The sequence below is a fragment of the Kribbella pratensis genome (assembly GCF_004366075.1).
In the GTDB taxonomy this organism is placed as follows: Bacteria; Actinomycetota; Actinomycetes; order Propionibacteriales; family Kribbellaceae; genus Kribbella; species Kribbella pratensis.
In genome coordinates this window covers 506,591-531,677 of the sequence record NZ_SODU01000004.1, presented here as the reverse complement: position 1 = coordinate 531,677, position 25,087 = coordinate 506,591, and the positions used below count along the sequence as shown (strand labels likewise).

The 25,087-nt window shown below is 67.7% G+C and carries 19 protein-coding genes; 7 read left to right on the top strand and 12 right to left on the bottom strand.

All coding sequences use genetic code 11. The features are described 5' to 3' along the window. Window positions 1-4: 4 nt before the first annotated feature. The 3 genes from EV137_RS34860 to EV137_RS34850 all read left to right on the top strand — a co-directional run bounded on the left by EV137_RS34860 (window position 5) and on the right by EV137_RS34850 (window position 3,165). Complete coding sequence (locus EV137_RS34860; protein WP_134132360.1) at window positions 5-1,597, top strand: alpha-amylase family protein; 1,593 nt, start codon at window positions 5-7, stop codon at window positions 1,595-1,597. A 28-nt stretch (window positions 1,598-1,625) separates the two neighbouring features. Next, on the top strand, window positions 1,626-2,597 hold the full coding sequence (locus EV137_RS34855) for a DNA topoisomerase IB (protein ID WP_238175763.1): 972 nt from the start codon (window positions 1,626-1,628) through the stop codon (window positions 2,595-2,597). Window positions 2,598-2,724: 127 nt separating this feature from the next. Beyond that, on the top strand, window positions 2,725-3,165 hold the full coding sequence (locus tag EV137_RS34850) for a PRC-barrel domain-containing protein (protein WP_134132358.1): 441 nt from the start codon (window positions 2,725-2,727) through the stop codon (window positions 3,163-3,165). A gap of 9 nt (window positions 3,166-3,174) precedes the next feature. Here EV137_RS34850 and EV137_RS34845 read toward each other — a convergent pair whose 3' ends face one another. Continuing rightward, window positions 3,175-3,528 carry a hypothetical protein gene (locus EV137_RS34845; RefSeq protein ID WP_134013200.1) on the bottom strand — a complete coding sequence of 118 codons (354 nt, stop codon included), beginning with the start codon at window positions 3,526-3,528 and terminating at the stop codon, window positions 3,175-3,177. A 114-nt stretch (window positions 3,529-3,642) separates the two neighbouring features. On the opposite strand from EV137_RS34845, the gene EV137_RS34840 reads away from it, so the two are divergent. Continuing rightward, window positions 3,643-4,368, top strand: coding sequence for an endonuclease/exonuclease/phosphatase family protein (locus EV137_RS34840; protein WP_238175802.1), 726 nt, complete (start codon window positions 3,643-3,645; stop codon window positions 4,366-4,368). Window positions 4,369-4,421: 53 nt separating this feature from the next. Here EV137_RS34840 and EV137_RS40875 read toward each other — a convergent pair whose 3' ends face one another. After that, the gene (locus EV137_RS40875) at window positions 4,422-6,689 is read right to left on the bottom strand and encodes a N,N-dimethylformamidase beta subunit family domain-containing protein (RefSeq protein ID WP_166680098.1); all 2,268 of its coding nucleotides are present in this window, start codon (window positions 6,687-6,689) and stop codon (window positions 4,422-4,424) included. A gap of 650 nt (window positions 6,690-7,339) precedes the next feature. Between EV137_RS40875 and EV137_RS34830 the strand changes: the two genes are divergently transcribed. Then, window positions 7,340-9,454, top strand: coding sequence for a TolB family protein (locus EV137_RS34830; RefSeq protein ID WP_166680097.1), 2,115 nt, complete (start codon window positions 7,340-7,342; stop codon window positions 9,452-9,454). 28 nt (window positions 9,455-9,482) lie between these two features. Here the strand turns inward: EV137_RS34830 and EV137_RS34825 are convergent, their stop codons facing one another. From EV137_RS34825 to EV137_RS34805, 5 genes are read right to left on the bottom strand one after another with little or no spacing between them, the layout of a single operon-like run. Beyond that, a complete protein-coding gene (locus EV137_RS34825) occupies window positions 9,483-11,507 on the bottom strand; it encodes a ricin-type beta-trefoil lectin domain protein (RefSeq protein WP_134132353.1) in 2,025 nt (674 codons plus the stop codon). A 39-nt stretch (window positions 11,508-11,546) separates the two neighbouring features. Continuing rightward, window positions 11,547-13,460 (bottom strand): glycoside hydrolase family 2 protein, encoded by a 1,914-nt coding sequence (locus tag EV137_RS34820; RefSeq protein ID WP_134132351.1) that lies wholly within the window; start codon window positions 13,458-13,460, stop codon window positions 11,547-11,549. A gap of 26 nt (window positions 13,461-13,486) precedes the next feature. Continuing rightward, entirely contained in the window at window positions 13,487-14,323 is an 837-nt protein-coding gene (locus tag EV137_RS34815) for a carbohydrate ABC transporter permease (protein WP_134132349.1), read from the bottom strand. Beyond that, window positions 14,320-15,231, bottom strand: coding sequence for a carbohydrate ABC transporter permease (locus tag EV137_RS34810; RefSeq protein WP_134132347.1), 912 nt, complete (start codon window positions 15,229-15,231; stop codon window positions 14,320-14,322). Before EV137_RS34810 ends, EV137_RS34815 begins: the two co-directional genes overlap by 4 nt. Further along, window positions 15,232-16,590, bottom strand: a complete 1,359-nt coding sequence (locus EV137_RS34805; RefSeq protein ID WP_166680096.1) for an ABC transporter substrate-binding protein — start codon at window positions 16,588-16,590, stop codon at window positions 15,232-15,234. A 115-nt stretch (window positions 16,591-16,705) separates the two neighbouring features. On the opposite strand from EV137_RS34805, the gene EV137_RS34800 reads away from it, so the two are divergent. Beyond that, window positions 16,706-17,728: a LacI family DNA-binding transcriptional regulator gene (locus EV137_RS34800; protein WP_134132346.1), complete on the top strand. Its 1,023-nt coding sequence runs from the start codon at window positions 16,706-16,708 to the stop codon at window positions 17,726-17,728. Between the two features lies 1 nt (window position 17,729). Here EV137_RS34800 and EV137_RS34795 read toward each other — a convergent pair whose 3' ends face one another. Continuing rightward, window positions 17,730-18,686: an ArsR/SmtB family transcription factor gene (locus EV137_RS34795; RefSeq protein WP_134132344.1), complete on the bottom strand. Its 957-nt coding sequence runs from the start codon at window positions 18,684-18,686 to the stop codon at window positions 17,730-17,732. 56 nt (window positions 18,687-18,742) lie between these two features. On the opposite strand from EV137_RS34795, the gene EV137_RS34790 reads away from it, so the two are divergent. Then, complete coding sequence (locus tag EV137_RS34790) at window positions 18,743-20,020, top strand: MFS transporter (RefSeq protein WP_134013221.1); 1,278 nt, start codon at window positions 18,743-18,745, stop codon at window positions 20,018-20,020. Here EV137_RS34790 and EV137_RS34785 read toward each other — a convergent pair. The 4 genes from EV137_RS34785 to manD are packed head-to-tail and all read right to left on the bottom strand — an operon-like array spanning window position 20,004 to window position 25,085. Then, window positions 20,004-21,014 (bottom strand): L-idonate 5-dehydrogenase, encoded by a 1,011-nt coding sequence (locus EV137_RS34785; RefSeq protein WP_134013222.1) that lies wholly within the window; start codon window positions 21,012-21,014, stop codon window positions 20,004-20,006. The two genes, EV137_RS34790 and EV137_RS34785, sit on opposite strands and share 17 nt — an antisense overlap. 9 nt (window positions 21,015-21,023) lie before the next feature. Next, window positions 21,024-22,370 (bottom strand): MFS transporter, encoded by a 1,347-nt coding sequence (locus EV137_RS34780; protein WP_134132343.1) that lies wholly within the window; start codon window positions 22,368-22,370, stop codon window positions 21,024-21,026. A 19-nt stretch (window positions 22,371-22,389) separates the two neighbouring features. Further along, a complete protein-coding gene (locus EV137_RS34775) occupies window positions 22,390-23,862 on the bottom strand; it encodes a mannitol dehydrogenase family protein (protein ID WP_134132341.1) in 1,473 nt (490 codons plus the stop codon). 5 nt (window positions 23,863-23,867) lie between these two features. Continuing rightward, window positions 23,868-25,085: a D-mannonate dehydratase ManD gene (manD, locus tag EV137_RS34770; protein WP_134132340.1), complete on the bottom strand. Its 1,218-nt coding sequence runs from the start codon at window positions 25,083-25,085 to the stop codon at window positions 23,868-23,870. Between the last annotated feature and the right edge of the window lie 2 nt (window positions 25,086-25,087).

Sequence of the window (25,087 nt, the reverse complement as noted above, 5' to 3'; positions counted from 1 at the left end):
GGCCATGCGACTTGACGGGCGGGTGATCTATCAGCTGGACCCGGCGGTGTTCTTCGACTCCGACGACGACGGTGTCGGTGATCTGGCAGGCGTTCTCCGGAAGCTGGACCACGTGCGGGCGGTCGGGGCGGACACCATCTGGTTGCAACCGTTCTACGTGTCGCCGTACCTGGATGCCGGGTACGACGTCGTGGACCACTGCGGTGTCTCCTCCCGGTTCGGCACGATGGCCGACTTCGAGGAGCTCGTGGAGCGCTGCCATGAGCTGGATCTGCGGGTCATCGTCGAACTCGTCGTCCAGCACACATCGATCCATCATCCATGGTTCCGGGCGGCACGGGACGACCCTGGTTCGCCGTACCGCGACTACTACGTGTGGGCCGCGGAGCCGCGCGACGATCCCGCCGTGCGAGGTCCGGTCTTTCCGGGCGTCGAGGACTCGATCTGGGCATACGACGAGCATGCCGCGATGTACTACCGGCACGCGTTCTACCGGCACGAGGCCGATCTGGACGTCGGCCATCCGGCGGTTCGTGCGGAGATCGAGCGCATCGTCCGGCATTGGCTCGACCGGGGAGTCGACGGGTTCCGGGTCGACGCGGTGCCGTACATGGTCCGGCAGGCGGCCCTGAGCGATGACCGCGACGACGGTTTCTGGTTCCTCTCCGAGCTTGCGGAGATGGCCGACGGCGCGCCGTTGATGGGCGAGGTGGACGTGCCACCGGACCAGTACGACCTGTACTTCGGCAACGGCGGCCGCCTGCACGCGGTGCTGGACTTCTGGACGAACAACCTGCTGTTCCTCGCGCTGGCACGCGGGGACGCCGAGCCGCTGGTCCGGGCGCTGCGTGCGCAGCCCGATCCGCCGGACGGATGCACCTACGTCAACTGGCTGCGCAACCACGACGAGCTGGACCTGGACCGGTTGTCGGCGCCGGAGCGCGACGAGGTGATGGCGGCGTTCGCGCCGGCCGCGAACATGCGCGCGTTCGGCCGCGGGATCCGCCGTCGGCTGGCGCCGATGCTCGGTGACGTACGACGTACCGCGCTGGCGCATGCGATCGCCGAGTCGTTGCCAGGGGCACCGGTTGTCCGGTACGGCGAGGAGATCGGGATGGGTGAGGACCTGGCGCTGCCGGACCGGATGTCGGTGCGGACGCCGATGCAGTGGTCGTCCGAACCGAACGGCGGGTTCAGCAAGGCACCGGCTGGGGTGGTTGCTCCGGCCGTCCTCCAGGACGGCCGCTACGGGTTCTCGCAGGTCAACGTCGCGGACCAGGAGTTTCGTCCCGGGTCTCTGTTCAGCAGGGTGGCGCAGCTGGTCCGCAGCCGGCGAGAGCTCGGCGAGCTCCCGCCGCACCGCTGCGAGGCGTTGGCTCTTCGGCAGCGCTCGGTCTTCGCCGTCCTGCACCACCGCGGCAGCGGCGCCGTACTGATGCTGGCCAATCTGTCCGCCGACGAGCTCGAGGTCGACCTTCCGTACGACGTGCGGACCGACCTGCTCGCCGACGGTGAGTACGAACCGGCGTCGAAGAACTCGGTCCGACTCGCCGGCTACGGCTATCGCTGGCTGCACTGTCATGCGCCTACGGCGTAGTCACCCGGAGCAGGCGGGGTTCACCCGCGTGCGGCGAGGGCGTGGGTTCAGCTATCTCGATGCCGATGGCAAGGTCATCGACGACACGGACACGGTCGAGCGAATCCGGACCCTGGCGATTCCGCCGGCCTGGCAGGACGTGTGGATCTGTCCGTTCCCGAACGGGCACATCCAGGCCGTCGGGACCGATCAGGCCGGTCGCCGTCAGTATCTGTACCACGATGACTGGCGGTCGGCGCAGGATGCGGACAAGCATGATCGAGTGCGGCAGCTGGCGCGCAAACTACCCGCGTTCCGGGAGGCGGTGGACGAGGATCTGTGTGCGCGGGGCCTGCAGCGGCGGCGGGTGCTCGCGGTCGCGCTGCGGATGCTGGACTACGGCGTCTTCCGGACCGGCAACACGCAGTACGCCGAGGAGTACGGCAGCCGGGGTGCGGCCACCTTGCTGCGTGACGACGTACGGATCAGCCGCGGGAAGCTCGTGTTCGACTTTCGGGCGAAGGGCGGGCAGCGGCGGACGTTCGAGCTGGACGACGCCAACCTGGTGGCAGCCGTGCGTTCGCTGAAGCGAAGCCGGCACAAGAAGAAGCAGCTGCTGGTGTATCGCGACGGCGACGAGTATCACGAGATCGATGCCGGGATGATCAACGACCGGTTCCGCGAGCTGGTCGGTGACGACTTCACCGTGAAGGACCTGCGGACCTGGACCGCGACCGTGCACGCCGCGGTGGATCTGGCCGAGGCGGAGCCGCCGACCACGAAGCAGGCCCTGAACGCGGCGGTGAGGGAGATGCTCGAGGAGGTGTCCGAGCACCTCGGTAACACGCCGGCGGTGGCCAGGGCGTCGTACGTCGATCCGCGTGTCGTGGAGCAGTACGAGCACGGGCACACGATCGCGGACGCCGTCGACCGTGTCGGCGACGACCTCGCCGACGAGGAAACGAGAGCGCGGCTGGAACGCTCCGTGAACAAGGTCCTCGACCAGGGCGCCCGCGAGTAGCGCGCGGCCCCGGCGGATGTCCGGCTTGAAGGCCGTGGCGCCGGGGTACCGGGGTGGTGTCACCGACCGGTGGTTTCTCGCACGGTGCCGTCGGCCGGTGGCCGGGACGGCTTGAAGGGAGTGCGCGATGACTGACGCCACCGGCGATTCTGCCGATTCTGCCGATACTGCCGATACTGCCGATACTGCCCACGCGCTGGTCCGGTTGACGGATGTGGGGCTGGAGCTGGCCGACCCCGCCGATGACCTGCGCGGACTGAAAGTTCTGGATCGTAACGATGACGAGATCGGCACGGTCGACGGTCTGATCGTCGACGAGCAGGAGCGGCGAGTCCGCTTCCTCGAGGTCGGCTCGGGCGGCTTCCTCGGCCTGGGGCAACGGAAGGTCATGGTCCCGGTGGAGGCGGTGACGAGCGTCGACGCGGACGCCGTTCACATCTCGCAGAACCGCGACCACGTAGCCGGCGGCCCGGTGTACGACCCGGAGGTCGTCCTCGAGCGCCGCCACTACGAGGATGTCTACGGCTATTACCAATACCCGCCCTACTGGGGTCCCTTCCCGCGGTGACCGGGAATCTCAACTGTGTTCGCCGTCCAGGAGTTCGTGGATCTTCTCCAGTGCGTCCTGGATATCGCGGTGGTTGTACTGCGCCGCGCGGGACTCAGCGCTGATGACACCGCAGCGGTGCACCCGCTGGAAGTCGCCGTACGGGAACTCGTAGTGTCCCTTGGTCTCCTCGTCCATGTCGGTGTCGACACCTAGGAACCACAGGCCGTAGTCGCTCCAGCCGTGCTTGTCCAAATACGCGTTCTGCTCGGCCGCGGTGGGGGCGTGCTCGCTCCAGTCGTCCCGCTCGTCCTTGGTCGTCTGTCCCTTTTCCACAAGGCTTTTCGCGTGCTCGAACGCCTTCTTGTTCAGCTTCACAGTCATACCCGCCCGGTTCCCCGCTGGGCGTCGGGTAACCCATGACTCATCGGCGTGTCCTCGGTCGTTGCGGGTACCGGTACGGCGCCGTACGAGGAAGGTGAAGTCGCAGTGAGGTTCATGACGTGGAACGTGTGGGGGCGGTTCGGTGACCACTGGCTCCGGCGCCAGCGGGCGATCGCCGAAACGGTGCGGGCGCAACGACCCGATTTCCTTGCCCTGCAGGAAACCTGGCGAAGTGACGGACAGTCCCAGACCGACCAGCTCGGGTTCGAGTTGGGGATGTCGTCGGTGTTCGCGCCGTCGCGGATGCCGCGTGACCCGGATCCCGACGTACGGCTCGGGCTGGGCATTCTGAGCCGCTTCCCGTTGCGGGCGGTCGAGCAGCACACGTTGTCGACCGGCACGGTCGCGCTCCGGGCGGAGATCCGGCTGGGGGAGGACAGTCTGCACTTCATCACCAGCTGCCTGGACTGGGAAGAGGACCATCAGCGGGAACGCTTCGCGCAGGCGAGTTCGCTGGCGTCGCTCGTGTCCGAACTCAAGGACCGCGGTGACGACGTCGTCGTGGCCGGTGACTTGAATGCGCCACCCGACTGCCCCGAGCTCGACCCGCTGCTCGCCGTGCTCGACGACTGCTGGCAACAGGTGTACGACGGCGTCACCTACAGCTCCCACAATCCCTACCTCGGGCACGGCGAGTGGCTCGAGGACCAACGGATCGACTACATCCTGGCCAACGACGGCCTGGTCCCGACCGACTCCCGCCTCGTCGGATTCGACGAAGACCACGGCCGCCCACCCTCGGACCACTACGCCGTCGTCGCCGACGTACCCGTCAGCTGATCTCGACGGTCAGCTGACGGGTCTCGGCCGGTTGGGTGAGCGACCCGGTTCGCTCAGGGTTGGGTGTTGGTTTGCAGCGGGTGTTTCGGTACGGCGACGCGGATCTTGGCGGCTGTGGTTTCGGACGGTACGGCGATGGTGCCGCGGGAGACCCACTCAGCGATGTTGGCGACGATCGTGGCGACTGCCTTCTGCGAGGCCGCATCGGGGGAGGGGACTGTCCAGTTCGACGGGCAGCGGCCGACGAGGAAGCAGCCGTAGGCGAAGGTGGAGCCGTTCAGGACGCGGGCGCCCGACGGGGCGGTGTACGCCGTGACGTGCATGGGCGCGGCGCGGCCGTTCGAGCGGCACGCTCCGGTGCCGCTGGCGAGCGTTGTCTGGCCTGGCTGCTTGTAGAGATCGGGCCAGACATAGTCGACCTCGCCGGCGATGAAGCCGGGCAGCGTCGTGCCGCTGGGGACACCGTCGAAGATCCATCCGCTGCCGGTCGTCAGGGTGTTGCCCAGCACCGGGCAGATGTAGTCCGCGCCGAGCAGCGGCTGCGACGCGTACGCGTCACCCTGGTAGCGCCACGTCGTGGAGTTGTAGCCGTCGGTGTACCGATCGATGTCCCAGGCCCGCCGCGTCTCGTCGGTGAAGGTGATCACGCGGTACGCCGTGTTCGCGCCGAGGTTGGCGACGTTGACGCCGCGGGCGATCGCCTGGCTGAGCGCGGCCCGCATCCGCAGCGAGTAGTACTCGTCGTGTCCGGGCAGGAAGAGTGTCCGGGCTCGTGTCGGCAGTTGACCGCCGTACTGGTCGAGGTCGTTGTCGGTCCAGTAGGTGACGTCGAGTCCCTTCGACTCGGCCCAGAACACCAGTCCCTGTTCGAGTGTGAGGTACTGCCCGGAGCCCTGACCTTCGTTGTACGGCCGGTCGAACGTCAGCCGACCGGAGCCGCCGTCGACTCCGCCGGTGTAGAAGCCCGATCCGCCGTAGCTGTTGTATGCCTGCCAGGTCGCGGTCGCTTGCTGGATCATCAGGTCATGCTTGGTGCCGGTGTCGTCGCGGACCGTCAGCGGTGCGTAGGTCGCGGAGGTGCCGTCACTGACCTTGATCAGGTACGTTCCCGGCACCCAGTCCTTGTCCACAGGGATGCTGAGCGTCTTGGACCAGCTCGCCGCCGATGTCATCCGCAGCGGCTTGCCGTCGGCCGACGCTCCGCCGGTCGTCGGTGCTTCCTGAACCACAGTCGGTACGTCGTCCTGCCGCCAGATCTCGCGCCCGCCGAGCCCGGCGTAGTACCCCATCCGGTAGGCGACGACGCTGACCGGTTTGCCGGAGGTGACCTTGAGGTCGACGGAGTCACCGCAGCTGGCCGAGACCTGCGTCAGGTAGGCGGCGAGAGTGCCGTTCATGCTGGTCGGGACGACCCAGTCGCCGGTGCCCGCCTTGGCGTTCTCGACGGTCGTCGTCGGCCAGGTGTCCGGGCATCCGGCGGGCGGCGCGACGAAGCCCGCGGCGGCGACGGCGGGCATCTCGGCGGGCGGTGCGATGAACGTGATGCTTCCGGCGCCGGAGCTCAGCACGGTGGCGGTCGGCGTGGTCGCGGAGACGGTGAGGCTCATCGTTCCGCCGTACCGGGAGAGCTGGACGCCGTTCACCGGGATCGCCAGGCGTGCGCCGAGTGCGACGTTGAGCGGTGACTTCGGTTTCCAGGTGGCGTAGCCGCCGTCGACGGAGAGCGTGCCGTTGATGGTGCTGTACGTGCCGGTGGCGCCGGTCGGCAACTGCATGCGGACGGCGCCCAGGGTGCCCGCTTTGGTGATCGTGGCCTGGTACGTCAGATTCGTCGTCTGGGCGGGAATCGGGTTCGTCGCCTTGACCGCGACAGCGGCCGTGTAGGTCTTCAACGGCTGCAGTACGCCGGCGCCGGACGTGATGACCTGACCCGCAGTGCCGATCGACTTGAATCCCAGCGTCCACGGGCCGCCGGCGGGCAGCTTCAGTCCGTACAGCGGGATCGCGAGCCGTGCGCCGACGGCAACGTTCGTGACGCGGGCGGGTCGCCAGCGCAGCACGGTGCTCGTGACCGAGCTGACCGTGCCGTTGATCGACGTGACCCGGCCTGTGGTCCCGGCCGGGATCGCCATCGTGACCTCGCGGATCGCGCCCGCTTTGAGCACGGTCGCGCGATAGGTCAACGTCGTGGTGCCGTTCGATGCCTGCGTCGCGGTGATGCTGACAGCGGCCGCGGCCGCGTCGGCCGCCCGGTCGATGAACACGATCGCCGCGGCTGCGACAACCAATGCGGCAGCTGAGGCCAGAAGCCTCCGAAGCATGGGTTCCCCCCAGGTCGTTTCAAATGAATCCCCGAAGGGAGAGTACGAGATCAACCGCCGGCGCAGTGAAAATGTTGCCGATCAGTGATGAATTGGCCTAGATCACAACTTTGAGTGGTCGCCCGGTCGCTGTGCGCAGACAACAGGACCGGTTCACACGCCGGGACCATACACGCTACTCACCGGTCATGTAGGACCCACCAACGAGTCGCCGTTTCTCCTTGTTGCTAAGGGCTTCCTAACTCTGCAACAAGCTGCAACCGGGGTTGCGCCGGAGCGTGTTGGAAGGATAAAACTCTTCCTGACTCTCGCCGGTGCCACTCGGGGTGCGCCGGATCCGCCCCAACCTTGGAGTGTCGATGCGCCGCCCCCACAGGCTGCTGACGTATGCCCTCGTTCTGTCCTTGCCGTTGAGCGCGGCTGTCCCCGCTGCTGCTGTGCCACAGTCGTCCTCGCGTCTGCAGGTGGACGTGGCTCCCGCAGCGCCGAGCGCCGTACACACCTTTCCGGTCGTCGGTGGTATCGGCCTCGCTTGGGCCGCGCCTGTCGGTGGCGGAGGTGCTGTTCAGAGTTACGTCGTCCAGTCGCTGCGTTCCAATGGCGCATGGGGCGATGCCTCGAAGAACCTGCCAGCGGGTACGACGAGTTGGGTGGACGCACGTGTGAAGGCGGGTGGCAGTGGGACGTACCGCGTGATCGCGGTGAACGCCGACGGTGCGAGTCAACCGAGCGCGCCCGCAACCGGCACCAGGCCGGCGACGGATCCGGCGGTCGGGACTACTGACGTACTCACCGTTGACGCCGACCCGGGCGGAGCATCCACCTGGCTCGCGGATGAGGTTTCTGCCCAGGACACGGAGGCTTCCACCGAGACCACGCGAACGCTGTCGGCAGGCACTGTGGGGATCACCTTGCCGCGTTTCCTCTCCGGCGCGGGGAGTGTGGCTCTTGGGGCGAACGGCTCGAACTTCGTCCTTCGGCAGAAGGACGCCCAGTGCGCGCTCGAGGGCACGTTGAACGTCACGGAGCTCGCGTACACCGCCGACCTGCGGGTCGCGACGATGAGCGCGACATACTCCGGCTCCTGTGCTGGTGCAGCATCGGTCTACGGCGAGATTCGGGTGAAGAGCACACGGCCGTTCGCGGCCATCGCCGTCGACACTCCGCGGGTGGATTTCGGCAAGGTCTTCGCCGGTACGCAGCGGCCAGGCAGGCATGCAACCTTGACGAACGTGGGGACGACCGATCTGGTGCTTTCCGTGCAACCGCTGAAAGGTGGTTCCGCCTGGCTTCTGAGAAGCGGGTGCGGCATCGTCCGACCCGGGAACAGTTGTCTTGTGGACATGAGCCTCACTGCCACGTACGCCGCGGAGTATGCGCAGGACGTCGAGATCCTGGACGGCACCTCGCGAGGCACGCGTCATGTTCATTTCAGCGCCAGCGTTTATGACCGTCCCGACATGCCTGGCAAGATCACGGTGGACGCGACCTACAGTGGCGTGGATCTCTCGTGGACACCGGGATCGTGGGGCAACGCGACGCCGGTCGGCTTCGTCGTACGGCGGACCGTCGACGGTGTCGACACCACGTTCGAGGTCGCGCCGGACCAGACGCACTGGACTGAGCCATGGACGGCTGCCTCGCGCCCGGTGACGTACCAGATGTGGGCCGTCAACGAGTTCGAGCCGAGCCTGGAAAGCGCTCGAGTGTCGCCGATTCCGGCGAGCGAGCAGGTCACGGCGGTTATCCGACGGCCGAATGAGCCTGCGGTGCTCGGGAGTCTCGCCGTACCGAAGGCGGCGCAGGTTGTTCCGGTCGAGCATGCGCCGGCGGGCGCAACCGAGGTGACAAGCGGCCCGAATGGTGTCGACGTCGCGTATGTCGTCGCGAATGGTCTGTGGATCCGTCAGCAAGGCACGGACACGCTCGTTCGGTCCACACCAGGCATCGCACACCCCGCGTGGTCGCCGGACGGTACGCGAATCGCGTTCAGCACGACGAGTGACGACTCGACAACCTGCGTCGACATCCTGACACTGTCGGACTCGTCTGCGGTCAGAGTCGGTTGCAACCTCGATCATCCGATCTGGCACACCGACAACCACTCCCTGATCGTCCAGGACACCAGCCTCAGCGGGTCGCCGCTGGCCCGTGTCGACGCGGCGGAACAGGGTGCACGGCTGTCCGTCATCGAGGGTTCCGAGGGCGCGACGCACGCCGTACTTTCACCGCGCGGAGACTGGCTGGCCTACGTGCCCGAGGGGACACTCGGCCTGGTTGCCCTCTTGCCACGCGACGGTGGAACGGCCACAGTCGCCGACCTCGCCTACGTGCAGGGGACGACCATCGCTGATCTCGGGTGGGACCCTGTCGGCAACCGGGTCGCCGTTCTGACCAGGACCGCGGGCCGCGACATCCTCCAGTCGTTCAACGTCTGGGACGTTCTCGGTGGCGGCCAGCTCGACCTCGGAACTCCCTTGTACAACACGACGACCGAACAGGTCGACGACTTCAACTGGCAGGGCCACAACGTCGTCATCGGCGATACCCCGGCGACGACCGGACCGGACGTGTCGATCCCGTTCGACAGGTCCGGCCTGTCCGTCGAGTCGACAGAGTGCTACCTGGACGGCGAGAGCATCGGCACCTGCACGTCGCCGTTCACCGCCAGCGGACTGTCGAGTGGTCCACATACGCTGCAGGTCCTGACCAATTTCGGCACCGCGTACTTCGGATACGCCACCCGAACGTTCACCGTCCAGTAGCCACTTGAGACCGGCCGGTCAGGGATCGTTAGACGGGGACCTTCCACTTCTGAGGGTTTTGGCCGGTGCAGTCGTAGATTTGGAGCTTGGTGCCGTCTGTGGTGGTGCCGTTGGGGGTGTCCAGGCAGCGGCCGGATTGGGGGTTCAGGAGGGAGCCGTTGGGCTGGGGTTGCCAGATTTGGCCGCCGGCGGGGCCGCAGTCCCAGAGTTGAACCTTGGTGAGGTTTGCTGTGCCGTTGCCGACGATGTCGAGGCATTTCCCGAAGGCTCGGATCCTGCCGTCGGTCGACATCGTCCACTGCTGCCCGGGTACGCCGTTGCACGTCCAGAGTTGCACGGCGTTTCCGCTGGTCGGGGTGTTCGTGTCGACGTCGACGCATTTGCCGGCGGCCGCCGGTCCGGTGATCGGACCGGTCGGGAAGCCGGGCACGTTCCACTTCTGCGGATCGAGGCCGTTGCAGTCGTAGATCTGCAGGTCGGTGCCGTCCGCGGTCGCGCCGCCAGGGCTGTCCAGGCAACGACCTGATTGCGGGTTGAGCAACGAGCCGTTCGCTTGTGGACGCCACTGTTGCCCGCCGGCCGGACCGCAGTCCCAGAGCTGGACCTTGGTGAAGTTCGCCGTACCGTTGCCGACGATGTCCAAGCACTTGCCGAACGAGCGGATGGTGCCGTCGGCCATCATCGTCCACTGCTGACCTGGTACGCCGCCGCACGTCCACAGCTGTACGGCGTTTCCGTTGACCGCAGTGTTGTGATCGACGTCCAGGCAGTTGCCGGCCGCCGCCGGTCCGGTGATCGCACCGGTCGGTCCGCCGACGGTTCCCGTGCCGAAGCGCACCTGGCACTGGTTCCCGGTCCCGAGCCACGTCGCGGCCAGGTAGAGGAACGACGTACCGTTGGCCGAACCGACGACCGGCGAACTGTAGCCCGGGCAGCTGGGAACCCCGGAGGCGTAACCGCCGGTCGGGTTGACGTTGACCGGAGCCTCCAGCTCGGTCCAGCTACCGGAGCCGAGCGACGTGTTCGCCAGCAGCACCGATCCCGACTCGGCCATCACAGCCTTGTTGCCGGTCGGGCCGGTGACGACGCGTTGGCCGGACAGCAGCAGCGTGCCGTTCGGTCCGCCGCCGGGGACCCAGGCGACGTACGGCGTGTGCAGCAGATGCCGGCCGTCGCTTGTCTGGGCGAGCGTTCCGGGATTGTCGGTCGGTGCCCAGTTCAGGCCGTCCGGACTGGTCTTCAGGTACACCGCGCAGGCGTGGTCCGCGTTGGTGGCGTCGCGGCAGAGCTCGTACGACATCAGGAACTGGCCGTTCGGCAGCGGCGTGATGATCGACATGCCCGGGCGTGCCAGGTTGTCCGCGGGGAAGGCGACGTCCGGGGTGATGCTCCCGCTCCAGCTCGCGCCGCCGTTGGTCGAGGTGTAATGGCCGATGATCTGGTTGTTGGTCGGCGAACCGGCTGGGCGTTCGTCGGAGATGAAGCAGGCGAGGGTGTTGTTCGGCGCGAGCAGGAACCACGGCTCCCAGATGCCCTGACCGATGGTGTTCGGCTGGCCGCTGGTCTGGGTGCAGTTCGACAGGTACTGCCAGCTGGCGCCGTGATCGGTGCTCTTGAACACCTCGATCTTCTGCGCGGTGAAGTTGCCCTCGTCCCAGGCGGTACCGGCCGCGAGCAGGTCGCCGGCGTTGAGCCCGTTGGCGGTGCGCGGTACTTCGTAGATCACGGGCGCACCGAGATCCCACCCGGCTGTGTTCGAGGTGATCGTGCTGATCGGGTTGCCGCCGAACGTCGCGCCGCCGTCGGTACTGCGGAACACCGGGAAGCTGCTCGGTCCGGATTCGTTGCGGCGGGCGAAGGTCGCGAGGACGGTCCGGCCGGCGTTGCCGTCGTGGTCGAGCCGAATCACCCGCGGATAGCTGGCGTCGGCGTTCGGGAAGGTGGACAGGTTCGGGCTGTACAACACGTTGCCCGGTGGTGCGGCACTCGCCGGCAATGCGACGAGCGCCGCGGCAACGAGGCCAAGGGCAACCAGCAGCCTACGGATCGGCATGGATCCTCCTCTGACAAAGGGCGGTGGGTCGAGGAAAGGTCAGTCGGTGGCGACGTCGATGAAGGCGCGGGCTACGACGGTGCCGGCGGTGTCCGTGAGCCACAGGCGAACGCGTCCGGGCTCGGAGACCGTGATGTCGATGGGATCGGTGACGGTGAAGGGCTTGGCGTCGACCGGTGCTGTACCAGTTGCCCAGTGCAACGTGCCCAGGAGAGGCTCAGGTCCGTGGTGGGAGATGCGGACCGGCACGGTCGCGGCATCCCCTGAGAGCACGAGGTCACGACCCGGTGCCTCAGGTGTCAGGTCGACGATCAGCACGGTTTGCGCGTGGACGTCGGACGGGATGACGCCGCCGAGGTCCTTGGAACGGCGGTCGTAGGTGTAGACACCGACCGTCTCGTGCTCGATGTCGTACAACTCGGTGTAGATGTAGCCCGCGTTGCGCGGGTGGCGGCGAAGCTCCTGGGTCTGCCAACGGAGATGCCACCCACGTTCCACACTGGTCGAACCGCCGCCGTACTCTCCATTGAGCTGGATCTTGTCGCTTCCGTCGAAACCGGGTGCCGCGATCGCCTTGTTGACCACAAGATCAGGCCCGAGCTTGACCGGAAAGGCTCCGTCGGCGGTGTTGACCAGCCGATCAACGGTCGCCGCCCACGACGCGACGTTCTCGTCGTAGTAGTGCCAGTCGACGAGATCGGTCTCGACATGCGCCCAGCCCGAGTTGTCGACGACCGGACGGGTCGGGTCCGCGTCCCGGAGGATCCGGTACACACGACGTACGGCGGCCTGCTTCGCCGGGTCACCGGGCACGTCCCAGTCCAGCCCCCACTCCTCGTTGTACCCGCCCCAGATCACGATGCTCGGGTGGTTGCCGTCCCGCGCGACCATCCCGGCCGTCACGTCCTCGAAGGCCGCAACTGCCTCGGGTGTGAAGCGCCCGGTCGACGGCGGCTCGGCCCACACCAGCATCCCGAGCCGGTCGGCCCAGTACAGCCACCGCGGATCCTCGAGCTTGATGTGCTTGCGAACCAGGTTGAACCCGGCCGCGCGCGCCAGCTCAAGGTCCTGCCGGAGTGCCTCGTCACTCGGCGCCGCGTGCCCACCTGTCGGCCAGAATCCTTGGTCGAGCACGCCTCGCACGTACGTCGGTACGCCGTTCACCATGAGATTGCCGCTGTGCCACTCCACCTTCCGCAGCCCGGTATATCCGCGCACCGTGTCCGCGCCGGCGGTCACGATCACGTCGTACAGATGCGGATCGTCCGGACTCCACAAGCGGGGCCGATCGATCGGGAGCGTTGCCGTCCCGGGCCATTCGTCGTACTCGCGGACCACGACCCCCGGGATCTCGATCCGGACCGGCGACGGACCGGAGAGCGTGACCTCGATGCCGTCGAGCGCCTCGGTCGGGCGGAGATCGAGGTGGGAGATGTACGACGCCGGTCGGGGCTCGAGCCACACGGTCTGCCAGATCCCGCTGGAGGGTGTGAACGCGCAGCCGTCGTAGTCATCGGCGGGGATACTGCGCTGTTTTCCGTGCGGGATGAACCGCTTGTCGGTCGGCGCTTCCACCTGGACGACGAGCTCCGCACGACCCGACGGGTCGAGCAGATCGGTGATGTCGGCCTCGAACGGAAGGTAACCGCCGCTGTGTTCGACGGCGAGTTCACCGTTGACCCACACGGTCGCGTGGTGGTGGACGGCGCCGAAGTGCAGGACGGTCCGCTCCGCTGCCCAGTCGGCCGGGCGCTCGATCTGCCGCCGGTACCAGGCCGTGGGCAGCCAGTGGGCGACGACGCCGGAGTCGGGGTGCTCCCACGGAAACGGGACGACAACGGTTTCCGCGAACTCGCCAGGACTCCGGGCGAAGTCCCACTCGCCGTTGAGATTGAGCCAGCGGCCTGACCGGTCGAAATGCGGTCGTGGGTATTCAGTGCGTGGTGTGTTCACAGTTGTTCTCCGATGGGTCGACCGTCTCAGCCTTTGAGGCTGCCGGCCATGACGCCTTTGATCAGGTGACGTTGCAGGAAGACGAAAACGACAAGGACGGGGATCGCGGCCACGGTGCTTGCCGCGAGCAACTGACCCCAGACGCTGGTCCAGTCCGCGCCGAGCTGGCCCGAGCGGATGTTCTGTGCGAGTGCCGAGAGCATCACCTGGAGGGTCTGGTGCTGCTCGTCGTTCACCGCGACCACCGGCCAGACGAAGTCGTTGTAGATGTTGATGAAGGTCAGTACGCCGAGTGCCGCCAGCCCGGGCCGGATCACCGGGAGCACGATGCTCGCGAAGATGCGCAGCTCGCCCGCGCCGTCGACCCGGGCCGCGTCGAGCAGCTCGTCGGGGATCGCCAGGATCACCTGCCGCATCCAGAACACGCCGAACGCGTCGATCGCGCCGGGCAGGATCAGCGCCTGGAACGTGCTCACCCAGCCAAGCTGGCTCATCTCCAGCAGCAACGGGATCAGCAGCACCAGCGTCGGCAGCATCAACGTGGTCAGCACGGTCGCGAACAGCACCCGCTTGCCTGGAAAAGCGTACTTCGCGAACGCGAACCCGGCCATCGGGCAGAAGACCATCGTCAGCGCACCTTTGACCACGACCACGATCGCGGTGTTCCGGAAACCGGTGCCGATCGGGATCGTGTCCAGCATCGACCGGAAGTTCGTCAGCGTCAGCTGGCCGGGGTCGAAGCTGAACGGCCGGGCGATGATGTCGCCGCCGGTCTTGAGCGACGAGGCCATCATCCACAGCAGCGGCGCGAGACTGATGACACCGGCGACCGTCAGCAGGCCGTACCGTCCGACAGACTTCATGAGTCCTCCCTCGACCGCAGCAGCCGGATCGACGCGAGCGACAACGCCAGCACCATCACGACGAGCAGCATCGAGTTCGCCGCCCCGAGGCCGAGGTCGGAGTTGGTGATGTGCTTGTAGAGGTAGAGCCCGGCGGTCCTGGTCGCGTTGAACGGTCCGCCGCCGGTCACGACGTACGGCTCGGCGAACAACTGGAAGACGGTCAGCGTGCCGATCACGACGACGAAGCTGAGCGTCCGGGTCACCAAGGGGACGGTGATCGACCAGAACTGCTGCCAGGCGCCGGCCCCGTCGATCCGGGCTGCCTCGTACACATCCGCGGGGATCGTCGACAATCCGGCCATCAACAGGATCACGGCGTACCCGGTCGTTCGCCAGAGGACGAGGAGGGCGACCGTCACCTTCGCCCACGCGGAGGTTGTCAACCAGCCGATTGTCGGCAATCCGATCGACGACAAGCCGTGGTTGACAGCGCCGAAGTCCTGGTCGAAGAGAATGATCCACACTTGTGCCATCGCCACGAGTGGCGTCACGAACGGCGCGATCAGCGCGGCACTGAACAGCCCGCGGAACCGGGCCTTGCGCAACGCAACCGCGATGGTCAGCGCGAGCATCACCTGCGCCGGTACGACGAGCAGCCAGAGCGCGCCGGACGTCGCCATCGACTGCCAGAAGTCCGGGCTGGTCAGCAGGTACCGGTAGTTCGCGAGCCCGGTGATCTTCAACGCACCCGCGCCGTGCCAGTCGGTGAAACTCAACTGCAGGGCGAAGAAGATCGGATAGGCGCTGAACGCGGCGAAGACCAGGACGAACGGTGCGACGAACAGGTAGGGCGCGGCTTTGACCCGGCGTCGCCGTACTCGGTGCGCCGAGCGCCGGGTGGCCGTCGCCTCGGTCAGGGTCGCCATTCAGCTGGGCCCCATCAGGTTCTTCTGGATCTGGGTCGCCGACGTCGTGAGGACCTGATCGGGCGTCATCTGCCCGGCGAGCAGCTTCTGCACGTTGACGCCGAAGTAGTCGACCGCCTTCCCCCACCAGGTGGGAATCGTGTAACCGCTCGGCACCTGCTTGCCCGCCTCGACCGCGACCTTCCACAGGTCCTGACCGCCGAGCGCCTCGATCGGCTTGAACAGCGGGGTGTTCGGGTCGAGCGCCGGGAGGTACGACGGGATCGACGTGTTGAGGCCGCCCGGGTACACGTCGTTCTGTCCGTACACCGTGGTGTAGCCCTCCTTGCTGAACACGAGGTGCTCGTACAGCCGCCAGGCCAGCTCCGGGTTCTTGGCCTTGGCCGGGATGACGAACGACGAACCGCCCATCACGCCCGCCCGCGCACCGCCGGCCTGCCAGGCGGGCAGTGCGGTGGCCCGCCACTTGCCCTTGCTTGCCTTCAGCAACTGTTGTGGCGCGAACACGAACCACTGCGCCCAGGGCACGAACACCTGGGTGCCGTTGTCCTGCGTCTGCAGGTCGGTCGGCTGGGTGTACTTCGCCAGCGTCCCCAGCCCTTCGGACCGGACCTTGTCCAACCAGGTCAGCACGTTGCGGTACGGATCGGAGTCGATCGTGAGCTTGCCGTCAGCACCTACCATCCCGGCGCCCTGCTGGTTGGCGAACATGTCGATCCACAGCTGAGCGAGGAACTGGTCGTTCTCGAGATGGATCGGCTTCGCGTTCGGAGACTTCTCCCGAACCGTCCGCGCGGCGTCCAGCAGAGCGTCGTACGTCGTCAGGCTCGCCGGGTCGACACCCGCCCGCGTGACGATGTCCTCGCGGTAGAACAGGAGCCCGGGATCGAGGTCCCACGGCACCGCGACGACCTTGCCGTCGACGGTCACCACACCGAGCTTGTACGGCGCGATGTCCGGTTTGTACTGCTCGATCAGCTGGCTGAGATCGTGCAGGTGCGGCGCGACACCGGTGAGCAGTGCGTCGTCGTAGAACGCACCGTCGGGCACGCCCGCGCCGCTGATCAGCGTGGCCGGCAGTTTGGCGTTGATGTCGACGGCCACATGGTTGACCTTCACCTGCGGGTACTTCGCGGTGAACGACGCGATCGCCTTGTCGAACACCTTGTACAGGTCGCCGGTGCGGTCCCAGATGGTGATCTCGCCGGACGGCGGCTTCGTCGTGCTCGCGCTCGGCAGCGGACTGCTGCCAGTGGTGCTGCCGGGCGCGCAGGCGCCGAGGCCGCCGGCCACCAGTGCGGCACCGGCGCCGCGGAACAAGGTGCGGCGGGAAAGTGAGGTTGCAGAGGGAGTGGTCATGTCGCGGTCCTTCATGACTTTGCTGGGCTTGCAACGTTGCAAGTAGTGCTGGAGACGCTAAGGTTGCAACGTTGCAAGTGTCAAGACTTCAGTTGCTCACGAAACGAGGTGCACAGTGGCCGCCACACTGCGCGAAGTCGCCGAGCGGGCCGGTGTCTCGGTCCGGACGGTGTCGAACGTCGTCAACGACTTCCCGCAGGTCGCCACGGAGACCCGGGCCCGGGTGCAACGTGCGCTCGACGAGCTCGGATACCAGCCGAACGCGGTCGCCCGGACGCTGCGCAACGGCCGCTCCGGACTGATCGCGCTGGTGCTGCCCGAGCTCGACGTACCGTACTTCGCCGAGCTGACCCGGGCGGTGATCGAGCAGGCGGCGGTGGCCGGCTACACGGTCGTGGTCGACCAGACCGACGGCGATCCGGTCCGCGAGCGCGAACTGGTGATGCGCGGTAGCCGGGCCGCGATGTTCGACGGACTGATCTTCAACCCGCTGGCGCTCGGCGGCGCCGACCTGCGCAACCGGGCGTCGTCGACGCCGGTGGTGCTGCTCGGTGAGCGCGTCGTCCAGGGCGGGCTCGACCACATCATGATCGACAACGTCGGCGCCGCCGAGCTCGCGACGCGGCATCTCATCGAGCTCGGCCGGCAACGGATCGCTGCGATCGGCGACCAGTTCGACGAGACCCGCCAGACCGGTCAGCTCCGGACGCAGGGCTACCGGGCCGCCCTCCGCGCGGCCGGCCGGCAGGTGATCCCCGAGCTCGTTCGTCCGACGGAGTACTTCCACCGGGCCGACGGCGCGGCCGCGATGGCCGACCTGCTCGCGCTCCCCGAACTGCCCGATGCGGTGTTCTGCTACAACGACCTGCTCGCCCTCGGTGCACTGCGCACCATCCTCAGTCGCGGCCTCCGCGTCCCCGACGACATCGCCCTGGTCGGCTTCGACGACATCGAGGACGGCCGCTACAGCACCCCGAGCCTCACCACGATCAGCCCCGACAAGACCCAGATCGCCAAGAACGCCGTACAACTCCTGCTGAACCGTCTCGACGGCGACAGCTCCGCCCCTGCCGAACTACCGGCCGACTACACCCTCCAGATCCGCGAGAGCACCACAGGCCAGGACGCGAGTCGTTGAGCTAGGCGCCGCGGATCAGGCGGTCGCCGAGGTCTGAGCGGCGGTAGAGGACGGAGCGTCCGTGGCGGGCCGAGATGAGGAGGCCGGCTGCGCGTAGTGCGCGCAGGTGCTGGTTGACGGCGGTCGGTGTGACATCGAGGCGCACGGCGAGCTCGGTCGACGAGGTCGGTGTCTCGAGGAGTCCCATCAGCCGGGCGCGGACACGGCCGATGAGACCCACCAGTGCAAGGGCCGGCGTGGTCGTCTCGGTTTCCCAGAGCGTTCCGAGGCCGCGCGCCGGGTACATGATGTGCGGTGGTTCGTCTGGGGAGATCGGCGCTGTCGCTCGCCGGCTGAAGAGCGACGGGGCGAGCGTCAATCCGCGGCCTGCGGTCGAGGTGCGGTAGGAGAGATCGCTGCGCAGGCGTACGCACACCACGCTGTTCTCGAGGCGAGCATGCTGGTCGAGGTCGGCGAACATCACCGCGAGCCCGGATCGTGCTGTGACCCGGCCGCGGTACACGACGTCGGCCTCGAGCACGGTCCGCATGCGTTGCCAGTACGGCTCGAAACAGGCCTCCCAGTACTCCCGCAGTGCCGCCAGGAGACGGGTGAGGACCCGGTCAGGTCGGCCCCGAAGTGCCGGCGGCAAGGAGGTGGGGTGGATCTCCGCGAGGTCCGCGCGTACCACGCTGTTCGGTGTGTCCGTCAAGGCCGCGAGCTCGTCGTCGATCCTGCCGAGCGGGGTGTACGGCCGCGGGGTGAGGAAGTCCGGCGTCCACAGCAATTCGTTCGTCAAGGCGCGGAGCAGGTCCAGCGGGAGCCCGGCGCGCGCCTCGGTGGCGCGCAGCCAGGGCAGCTGCAGCGGGAACCGGCCCGGATCGCGCATCGTTCGCAGCGACAGGACCAGTTCGTTCAGCGGCGAGATCGCGAAGCGCACCTCACCGAGATCGTTGCCGACCAGCTCGTACTCGATCATGAAGCAATACGCTACATCGATGGTGGCGCCGAACACCCGGATGCGACAACTGACGGGTGCCCGAACTCCTCCGCGATCCTGTCGAGCGCGCGCTCGCCTCCGCTGTCGCCGCACTGTCCCTGTCCCGTGGGATGTTCTTCGCGGTCAGCGCGCTGTACTTCACCCGCGGCGTAGGCCTGTCCCCGGCCGCTGTCGGCATCGGCCTCACCATCGCCGGAGCGGTCGGAGTGCTTGCGTCGTACGCCGGTGGTTGGCTGAGTGACCGCTGCGGCGCCGATCGGCTTCAGCAGTGGGCCCTCGCCGCGAACGGCGTCGCGCTGCTGGGATACGCCCTGGCCCGCGACGTCGCCACCTTCGTCCTGGTCGCGGCCTGTGTCTCCGCCTCCCGCGGCCTGCAGAGCACCGCCCAGATGACACTGCTCGCCCGGTGGTACGTCGGCCCGGAGCGGGTTGCCGTCCGGGCCCGGTTGCGCGTGGTGATGAACGTCGGGATCGGGATCGGCACTCTGCTTGCGGGTTTGGCTCTCGTGGTGGACACGGCAACGGCGTACCGCCTGACTGTGGTGCTCGTCGGCGCCATCACGATTCTCGGCACGATCCCACTGGCGGGTCTGCGCCGAAGAGTGTCCGGGCTGGCGGAGCGAATGGATGCCTCCGCAAGCACCGAGGCGCCACGGGGACCTTCGCCTCTGAAAGATCGCACGTACGTCACATCGACGGTTCTCAACGCTCTGCTGGCGATCCACTTCGCGCTGACGTCGGTCGGTATCCCGCTGTGGGTGGCGGATCACACCGAGGCGCCGACTGTCGTCGTATCGGCGCTCCTCGTGGTCAACACGGCGTACGTCGCGCTGTTCCAGGTCCGCGCATCCCGTGGCACGCAGGATCTGCGCACGGCCGGACGATCGGTACGCCGAGCCGGCCTGCTGCTTCTCGCGGCCTGCTTGCTCTTCGCTCTCGCAGGTCACCTCGGCGCCGCTGCAGCGACCGGAGTCCTGCTGCTCGGTGCGCTCGCCTCCTCTGCGGGCGAGACACGCGGCGAAGCGGGGAGTTGGGGTATGGCGTTCGAACTCGCCGACCCCGCTCGCGCCGGCGCCTATCAGGGCCTCAGCCAGACCGGCCTCGCACTGGCCCTGATGCTCGGCCCCGCAGTCGTGACCACAACCGCCATCGACCATGGCACCCTCGGCTGGATCGCACTCGGAGCCCTCTTCGCAGCCACCGGCACCGCAACCGCCCTCGTCGCAAACCGAGCCGCTCGGTCAAGCGGTGCAGAAGCGCAAGCTGCGGCACGTGCAGATGGGACGAACGGCACGGTCAGGGCCAGAGGCTGAGGAGGACTTTGCCTGACAGGTTGGAGTTGGCGGCGGTGGTGAAGGCGTCGACTGCTTGGTCTGCCGGGTACTCGTGGGTGATGACTCGGTCGAGGGCTGGGTTTGTGGCGAGCAGTTGGATTGCCTCGTCGATCTCGTCGTTGAAGCGCAAGGTGCCGCGGAGCTGCAGTTCGCGGGAGACCAGGGGAGCGAGGTTCACGCCGCGCGGCTCGTCGGCGGGGATGCCAACAAGTACGACGGTTCCCGCCCGGCGGGTCGCGGTGAGGGCGGTGCTGATCGCGGCCGGCACGGCGGTGCACTCGAGGACGACGTCGAAGTACCCCGCTGGGATCTCGTCCGTGCCGACCTGGAGCGTGCCGTGTACTCCGAGGTCTCGGGCCCGCTGCAAGGGGCCCGGGAGCACGTCGGTCGTCACCACCTCGGCCGCGCCTGCGGACAGCGCGGCCGACGCCGTGAGCAGGCCGATCGCGCCCGAGCCGGAGACAAGCACCCGCTTGTCCTTGACGCCGTCTGCGATGGCGATGGCATGGAGAGCGACGGCCAGTGGTTCGGCCAGGGCGGCACGGCGAAGGGGCAGCGACGCAGGTAGGGTCCGCACCATGTGCTTGCCCACAACAACGAATTCGCTCATGCCGCCCTGGGTGTGCGGCCAGGTGGAGGCGCTGCCGAGGTAGGCGCCGTTCGGCCAGAGGTGCGGGCGGTCCTCGATCCCCGGCTCGGAGGTCCCGAAGGTGGCCGGATGAATGGTGACCGGCGTTCCGGGTGCCAGTTCGCCGGTCGGGTCGAGGTCGACGATGCCCGAGAGTTCGTGCCCGGGCACCAGCGGCTCGCGGACGACGTACGAGCCGTTCGCGCCCTCGTGGTAGTAGTGCAGGTCGGATCCGCAGATCCCGCCGTACGCCATCCGGAGGCGGACCTGGCCGGCCTGCGGCTGCGGGGTCGGCAGCTCGGTCTCGACGAGGTCGAGCTTGCTCCGGATGACGATCGCCTTCATGGTTCTCCTTCAGGCCGTGGCGGTAGCGGGCGAGACCGCGGGCTGCACATCCTGTGCGCGGTCGGTGGCGTTCTCCGGGGCGAGCAGGTCGCGGTCCCGGGTCTCGGGCGCGAACAGTGCGGCGCCGAAGGTGATCGCCATCGCGACGGTCATGTAGATCGCGACCGGCACCCAGGAGCCGAACGTGTTCATCAGCGCGACCGCGATGAGGGGCGCGAAGCCACCACCGAGTACGGCGGCGAACTCGCGGCCGAGCGTGACACCGGCGTACCGGTAGCGGCTGCCGAACAGCTCCGGGAAGTAGCTCATCGTCACCGCAACGCCACCCTGGCAGGCGAACACGAAGCCGACGATCATGGCCAGGTAGATGACCGTGAGGTTTCCGGTGCTCAGGGCAACGAAAGTCGGGAACGGCAGAAGCAGCAGCAGCCCGGCGATACCGAGGAACACGGACCGCCGCCCGAACAGGTCGGACAGGTAGCCGAGCACGATCGCTCCGAGTCCTCCGAAGATCGCTCCCACCAGCAGGATCTCCGGCACGGTCTGCGCGTCGATCTTCACGGTTCCCTTGAGATAGGAAGCCATGAACACCTGATAGGTGTACGACTGCACGCTCAGTCCGACGGTCATCAAGGTGACGAGGGCAACGGCCTTCTTGCCGTTCCGGAACACCTCGCGAACCGGCGCGGCAGCCGCCGTGCGTTCGGCCTTGATCTCCGCGAACACCGGCGTCTCCTTGAGCTTGCGCCGCAGGATGTACGCCGCGATCGTGACGAACGCACTGCTCAGGAACACCAGCCGCCAGCCCCACGACATCAACTGGTCGTCCGGGAGCAGCTGAACCAACGCCCACGCCCCGGCGCCGAGCGCCGTACCGGCCGCAGCCCCGGTCATGATCAAGGCCGCCAACCTTCCGCGCTTGCCGCGCACAGCCGTCTCGGTGAGCAATGTCGCGCCACCCGACTGCTCCGCACCGGCGCCGAAGCCCTGCAGGAATCGGCTCAGCACGAGCAGGATCGGGGCCCAGACGCCCACCGACTCGTACGTCGGCAGCACGCCGATCGCCATCGTCGCGACGCCCATCAGGGTCAACGTGGCCACCAGGATCCACTTGCGCCCGAGGCGATCGCCGTACCGCGAGAAGAAGAACCCGCCGAGCGGACGGGCGCAGAAGCCGACCGCGTAGGCGCTGAAGCTGGCGAGCAGGCCGGCTGTCGCGGAGATGTTGGGGAAGAACAGATGGCTGAAGACCAGCACCGACGCGGTCCCGTAGATGACGAAGTCGTACTGCTCGAGGGCGGTGCCGATCAGGCCCGCGAGCGCGGCCCGGCGGGTGTCTTGAGGTTTCGGTTCCATGGCGGATTCCTTCGGGGTCTCAGGCCGCGGGGGAGGCGTGCGGCCGGGACGTTCGGGAGCGCGCGGCCTCACGGGCCGCGGCGCGGACGCCGTCACGGGTGATGACGGCGACGTAGTCACTGACGCGCCGGGCAAAGTCGTTGCTCTCGGCAAGTTCCGTGGCGAACACCTGGGCGATCGCCGACCTGACCAGGTCCTCGGTACTGCGGGAGTGCGCCGCGAGCGCCCCGAGCCGCGCGCGGGCGGGGTCGACCATGGCCCGCGCGTGCGGACCGGGGTCGAACCCGGACAGGGGTACGACGCAACACAGCCACGCGGCGCACGTCAACGCGAGATGCTCGGGCATCACGCCCTGACGCAGGAGTTCAAGGGCCGGGGAAGGGATGCGCTGCGGTAGCTTGACGGATCCGTCGCTGCCGACCTGCTGGGTCCGGTGACCGAGCGCGTCGTTGGACCACCGCTCGAACAGCGAGGCGATGTACGCGTCGATGTCGAAGTCACGCGGCAGCGCGATCGTCGGCAGGTACTCGTCCTCGAGGACGGCTCGGGCGGCGGACTCGATGAAGCCGGTGGCACGCGCCTCGGGGATGGTCGCGTTCCCGTCGAGCGCACCGAGGTACGCGATCAGCGAGTGCGTGCCGTTGAGCAGCCGGAGTTTCAGCAGTTCGTAGGCCTCGACCTCGTCGGAGAAGACCGCGCCGCCCCGTTCCCAGGCCGGTCGCCCGGCGGCGAAGCGGTCCTCAATCACCCACATCGTGAACGGCTCGGCCGGCACCGGGCTGAGGTCGTGCACGCCCAGCAGTTCGTACGCCGCCGCGCGGTAGGCGTCCGTCGTCGCCGGAACGATGCGATCGACCATCGAGTTCGGGAAGCTGACGTTCTCCGCGACCCAGCTCTCGGCCTTGCTGCCCTGTTTGGTGGCTTGCAGGAACTCGAGCACCAGACGACGGGTCTGTGTCCCGTTCGACTGCATGTTGTCGCAGTTTAGGACGGTGATCGGAGCGCCGTGCGTCTCGGCCCGGCGCTCCAGGGCGCGCGCGATCTGCCCGATGACGGTGCTTGGCGTCGCACCGGAGAGGTCCGCCACGATGCCGGGGTGATCCAGTGCGAGCCGGTGCGTGCTCGGGTCCATGCAGTAGCCGTGCTCGGTCACCGTCATCGACACGATCCGGGTGTCCTCGGCCGCGATGGCGTCGACCACCGCGGCGGGGTTGCTGGCGGCAACGATTGCGCCGGTGTGAACACCAGGCACGCTGATCGACGAACCTCCGGGCGACAGTTCGAGCACCGAGTACAGACCGTCCTGGCGGTTCATGGCGTCGGCGACAGCAGCCGAGCGGCTCGCGACGCCGAGGATGCCCCAGCCGTCGCCCGCGTGCGCGGTGTAGACGGCTTGATGCGCTCGATGGAAGTTGCCGAGGCCGAGATGCACGATGCCGGTGCCGGTCGGCCGGGCGGTCAGCAGGTGCCTGGAAATCGAGGCGCGGTTCATAGCGTTCACCAGTCGGTCACTGAGCCGTCGAGGCGGCGCGCAACGGGCAGATAGGCGGGTTCGTACGGGAACTTCGCCGCCAGCGCCTCGTCGACCTCGACGCCGAGGCCGGGTGCTTCGCCCGGGTGCAGGTAGCCGTCTCTGAACGACCAGGAGTGCGGGAACACCTCGTGCGCAAGAGCGTCGTACCCCATGTACTCCTGGATGCCGAAGTTGTGCGTCGACAGCCCGAGGTGGACGCTCGCGCCGAACGAGACCGGCGAGACGTCGGACGGCCCGTGCGGCGCTGCCTTCACCTGGTACACGGCGGCGAGCGCGAAGATCGAGCGCAGGTGGCTGATCCCGCCGGCATGCGCGACCGCGACCCGGATGTAGTCGATCAGCTGCCCGGTGATCAGGTCCTTGCAGTCGTAGATCGAGTTGAAGACCTCGCCGATCGCGAGCGGAGTCGTCGTGTGCTGCCGCACGAGACGCAGGGCCTCCTGGTTCTCGGCCGGGGTGACGTCCTCGAGCCAGAACAGGTCCGCGGGTTCGAGCGCCTTGCCGAGCCGTGCGGCCTGCTGCGGCGTGAGCCGGTGATGGGCGTCGTGCAGCAACGCCAGCTCCGGGCCGACGTGCTCCCGCACCTTTGCCAGAACGGTGGGAACGTGACGCAGATAGGCATCCGTGTCCCATGACTCGACCACGGGCGCCGCACCGCGCTTCGCCGGCTCGTAGCCGGTGGCCTCGCGATGAACGCCGTACACGGTCTCCAGACCCGGTACGCCGGACTGTGCGCGGACCGCCCGGAATCCGTCCTCGCGGCGCGCATCGACCTCGTCGAGCAGTGCGGGCAGATCCCAGGCTGATGCGTGCGTGTAGGCGAGGACGCGGTCGCGGACGGCGCCGCCGAGCAGCTGGTAGACCGGCATCCCGGCAGCCTTGCCCTTGATGTCCCAGAGGGCGAGGTCGACCGCACTGACCGCGGCCATCGTGATCGGCCCACGACGCCAGTACGCCCCGCGGTACAGGTACTGCCAGGTGTCCTCGATCCGCGCCGGGTCGATTCCGGCGAGCAACGGTACGACGTGGTCGCGCAGGTAGCTCGCGACGGCGAGCTCACGGCCGTTGACGGTGGCGTCGCCGTACCCGACGAGGCCGTCGGCGGTCTGCAGTTTGAGGGTGACGTAGTTGCGGCCGGGGCTGGTGAGGATGACCTCGGCGGCGATGATGCGATCGGTCATAT

Excerpts from the sequence above, each read along its gene's own strand:
- EV137_RS34860 (WP_134132360.1), top strand. The coding sequence starts at position 5 with ATGCGACTTGACGGGCGGGTGATCTATCAGCTGGACCCGGCGGTGTTC.
- EV137_RS34850 (WP_134132358.1), top strand. The coding sequence starts at position 2,725 with ATGACTGACGCCACCGGCGATTCTGCCGATTCTGCCGATACTGCCGAT.
- EV137_RS34845 (WP_134013200.1), bottom strand. The coding sequence starts at position 3,528 with ATGACTGTGAAGCTGAACAAGAAGGCGTTCGAGCACGCGAAAAGCCTT.
- EV137_RS34840 (WP_238175802.1), top strand. The coding sequence starts at position 3,643 with ATGACGTGGAACGTGTGGGGGCGGTTCGGTGACCACTGGCTCCGGCGC.
- EV137_RS40875 (WP_166680098.1), bottom strand. The coding sequence starts at position 6,689 with ATGCTTCGGAGGCTTCTGGCCTCAGCTGCCGCATTGGTTGTCGCAGCC.
- EV137_RS34825 (WP_134132353.1), bottom strand. The coding sequence starts at position 11,507 with ATGCCGATCCGTAGGCTGCTGGTTGCCCTTGGCCTCGTTGCCGCGGCG.
- EV137_RS34815 (WP_134132349.1), bottom strand. The coding sequence starts at position 14,323 with ATGAAGTCTGTCGGACGGTACGGCCTGCTGACGGTCGCCGGTGTCATC.
- EV137_RS34810 (WP_134132347.1), bottom strand. The coding sequence starts at position 15,231 with ATGGCGACCCTGACCGAGGCGACGGCCACCCGGCGCTCGGCGCACCGA.
- EV137_RS34805 (WP_166680096.1), bottom strand. The coding sequence starts at position 16,590 with ATGACCACTCCCTCTGCAACCTCACTTTCCCGCCGCACCTTGTTCCGC.
- EV137_RS34795 (WP_134132344.1), bottom strand. The coding sequence starts at position 18,686 with ATGATCGAGTACGAGCTGGTCGGCAACGATCTCGGTGAGGTGCGCTTC.
- EV137_RS34785 (WP_134013222.1), bottom strand. The coding sequence starts at position 21,014 with ATGAAGGCGATCGTCATCCGGAGCAAGCTCGACCTCGTCGAGACCGAG.
- EV137_RS34780 (WP_134132343.1), bottom strand. The coding sequence starts at position 22,370 with ATGGAACCGAAACCTCAAGACACCCGCCGGGCCGCGCTCGCGGGCCTG.
- EV137_RS34775 (WP_134132341.1), bottom strand. The coding sequence starts at position 23,862 with ATGAACCGCGCCTCGATTTCCAGGCACCTGCTGACCGCCCGGCCGACC.
- manD (WP_134132340.1), bottom strand. The coding sequence starts at position 25,085 with ATGACCGATCGCATCATCGCCGCCGAGGTCATCCTCACCAGCCCCGGC.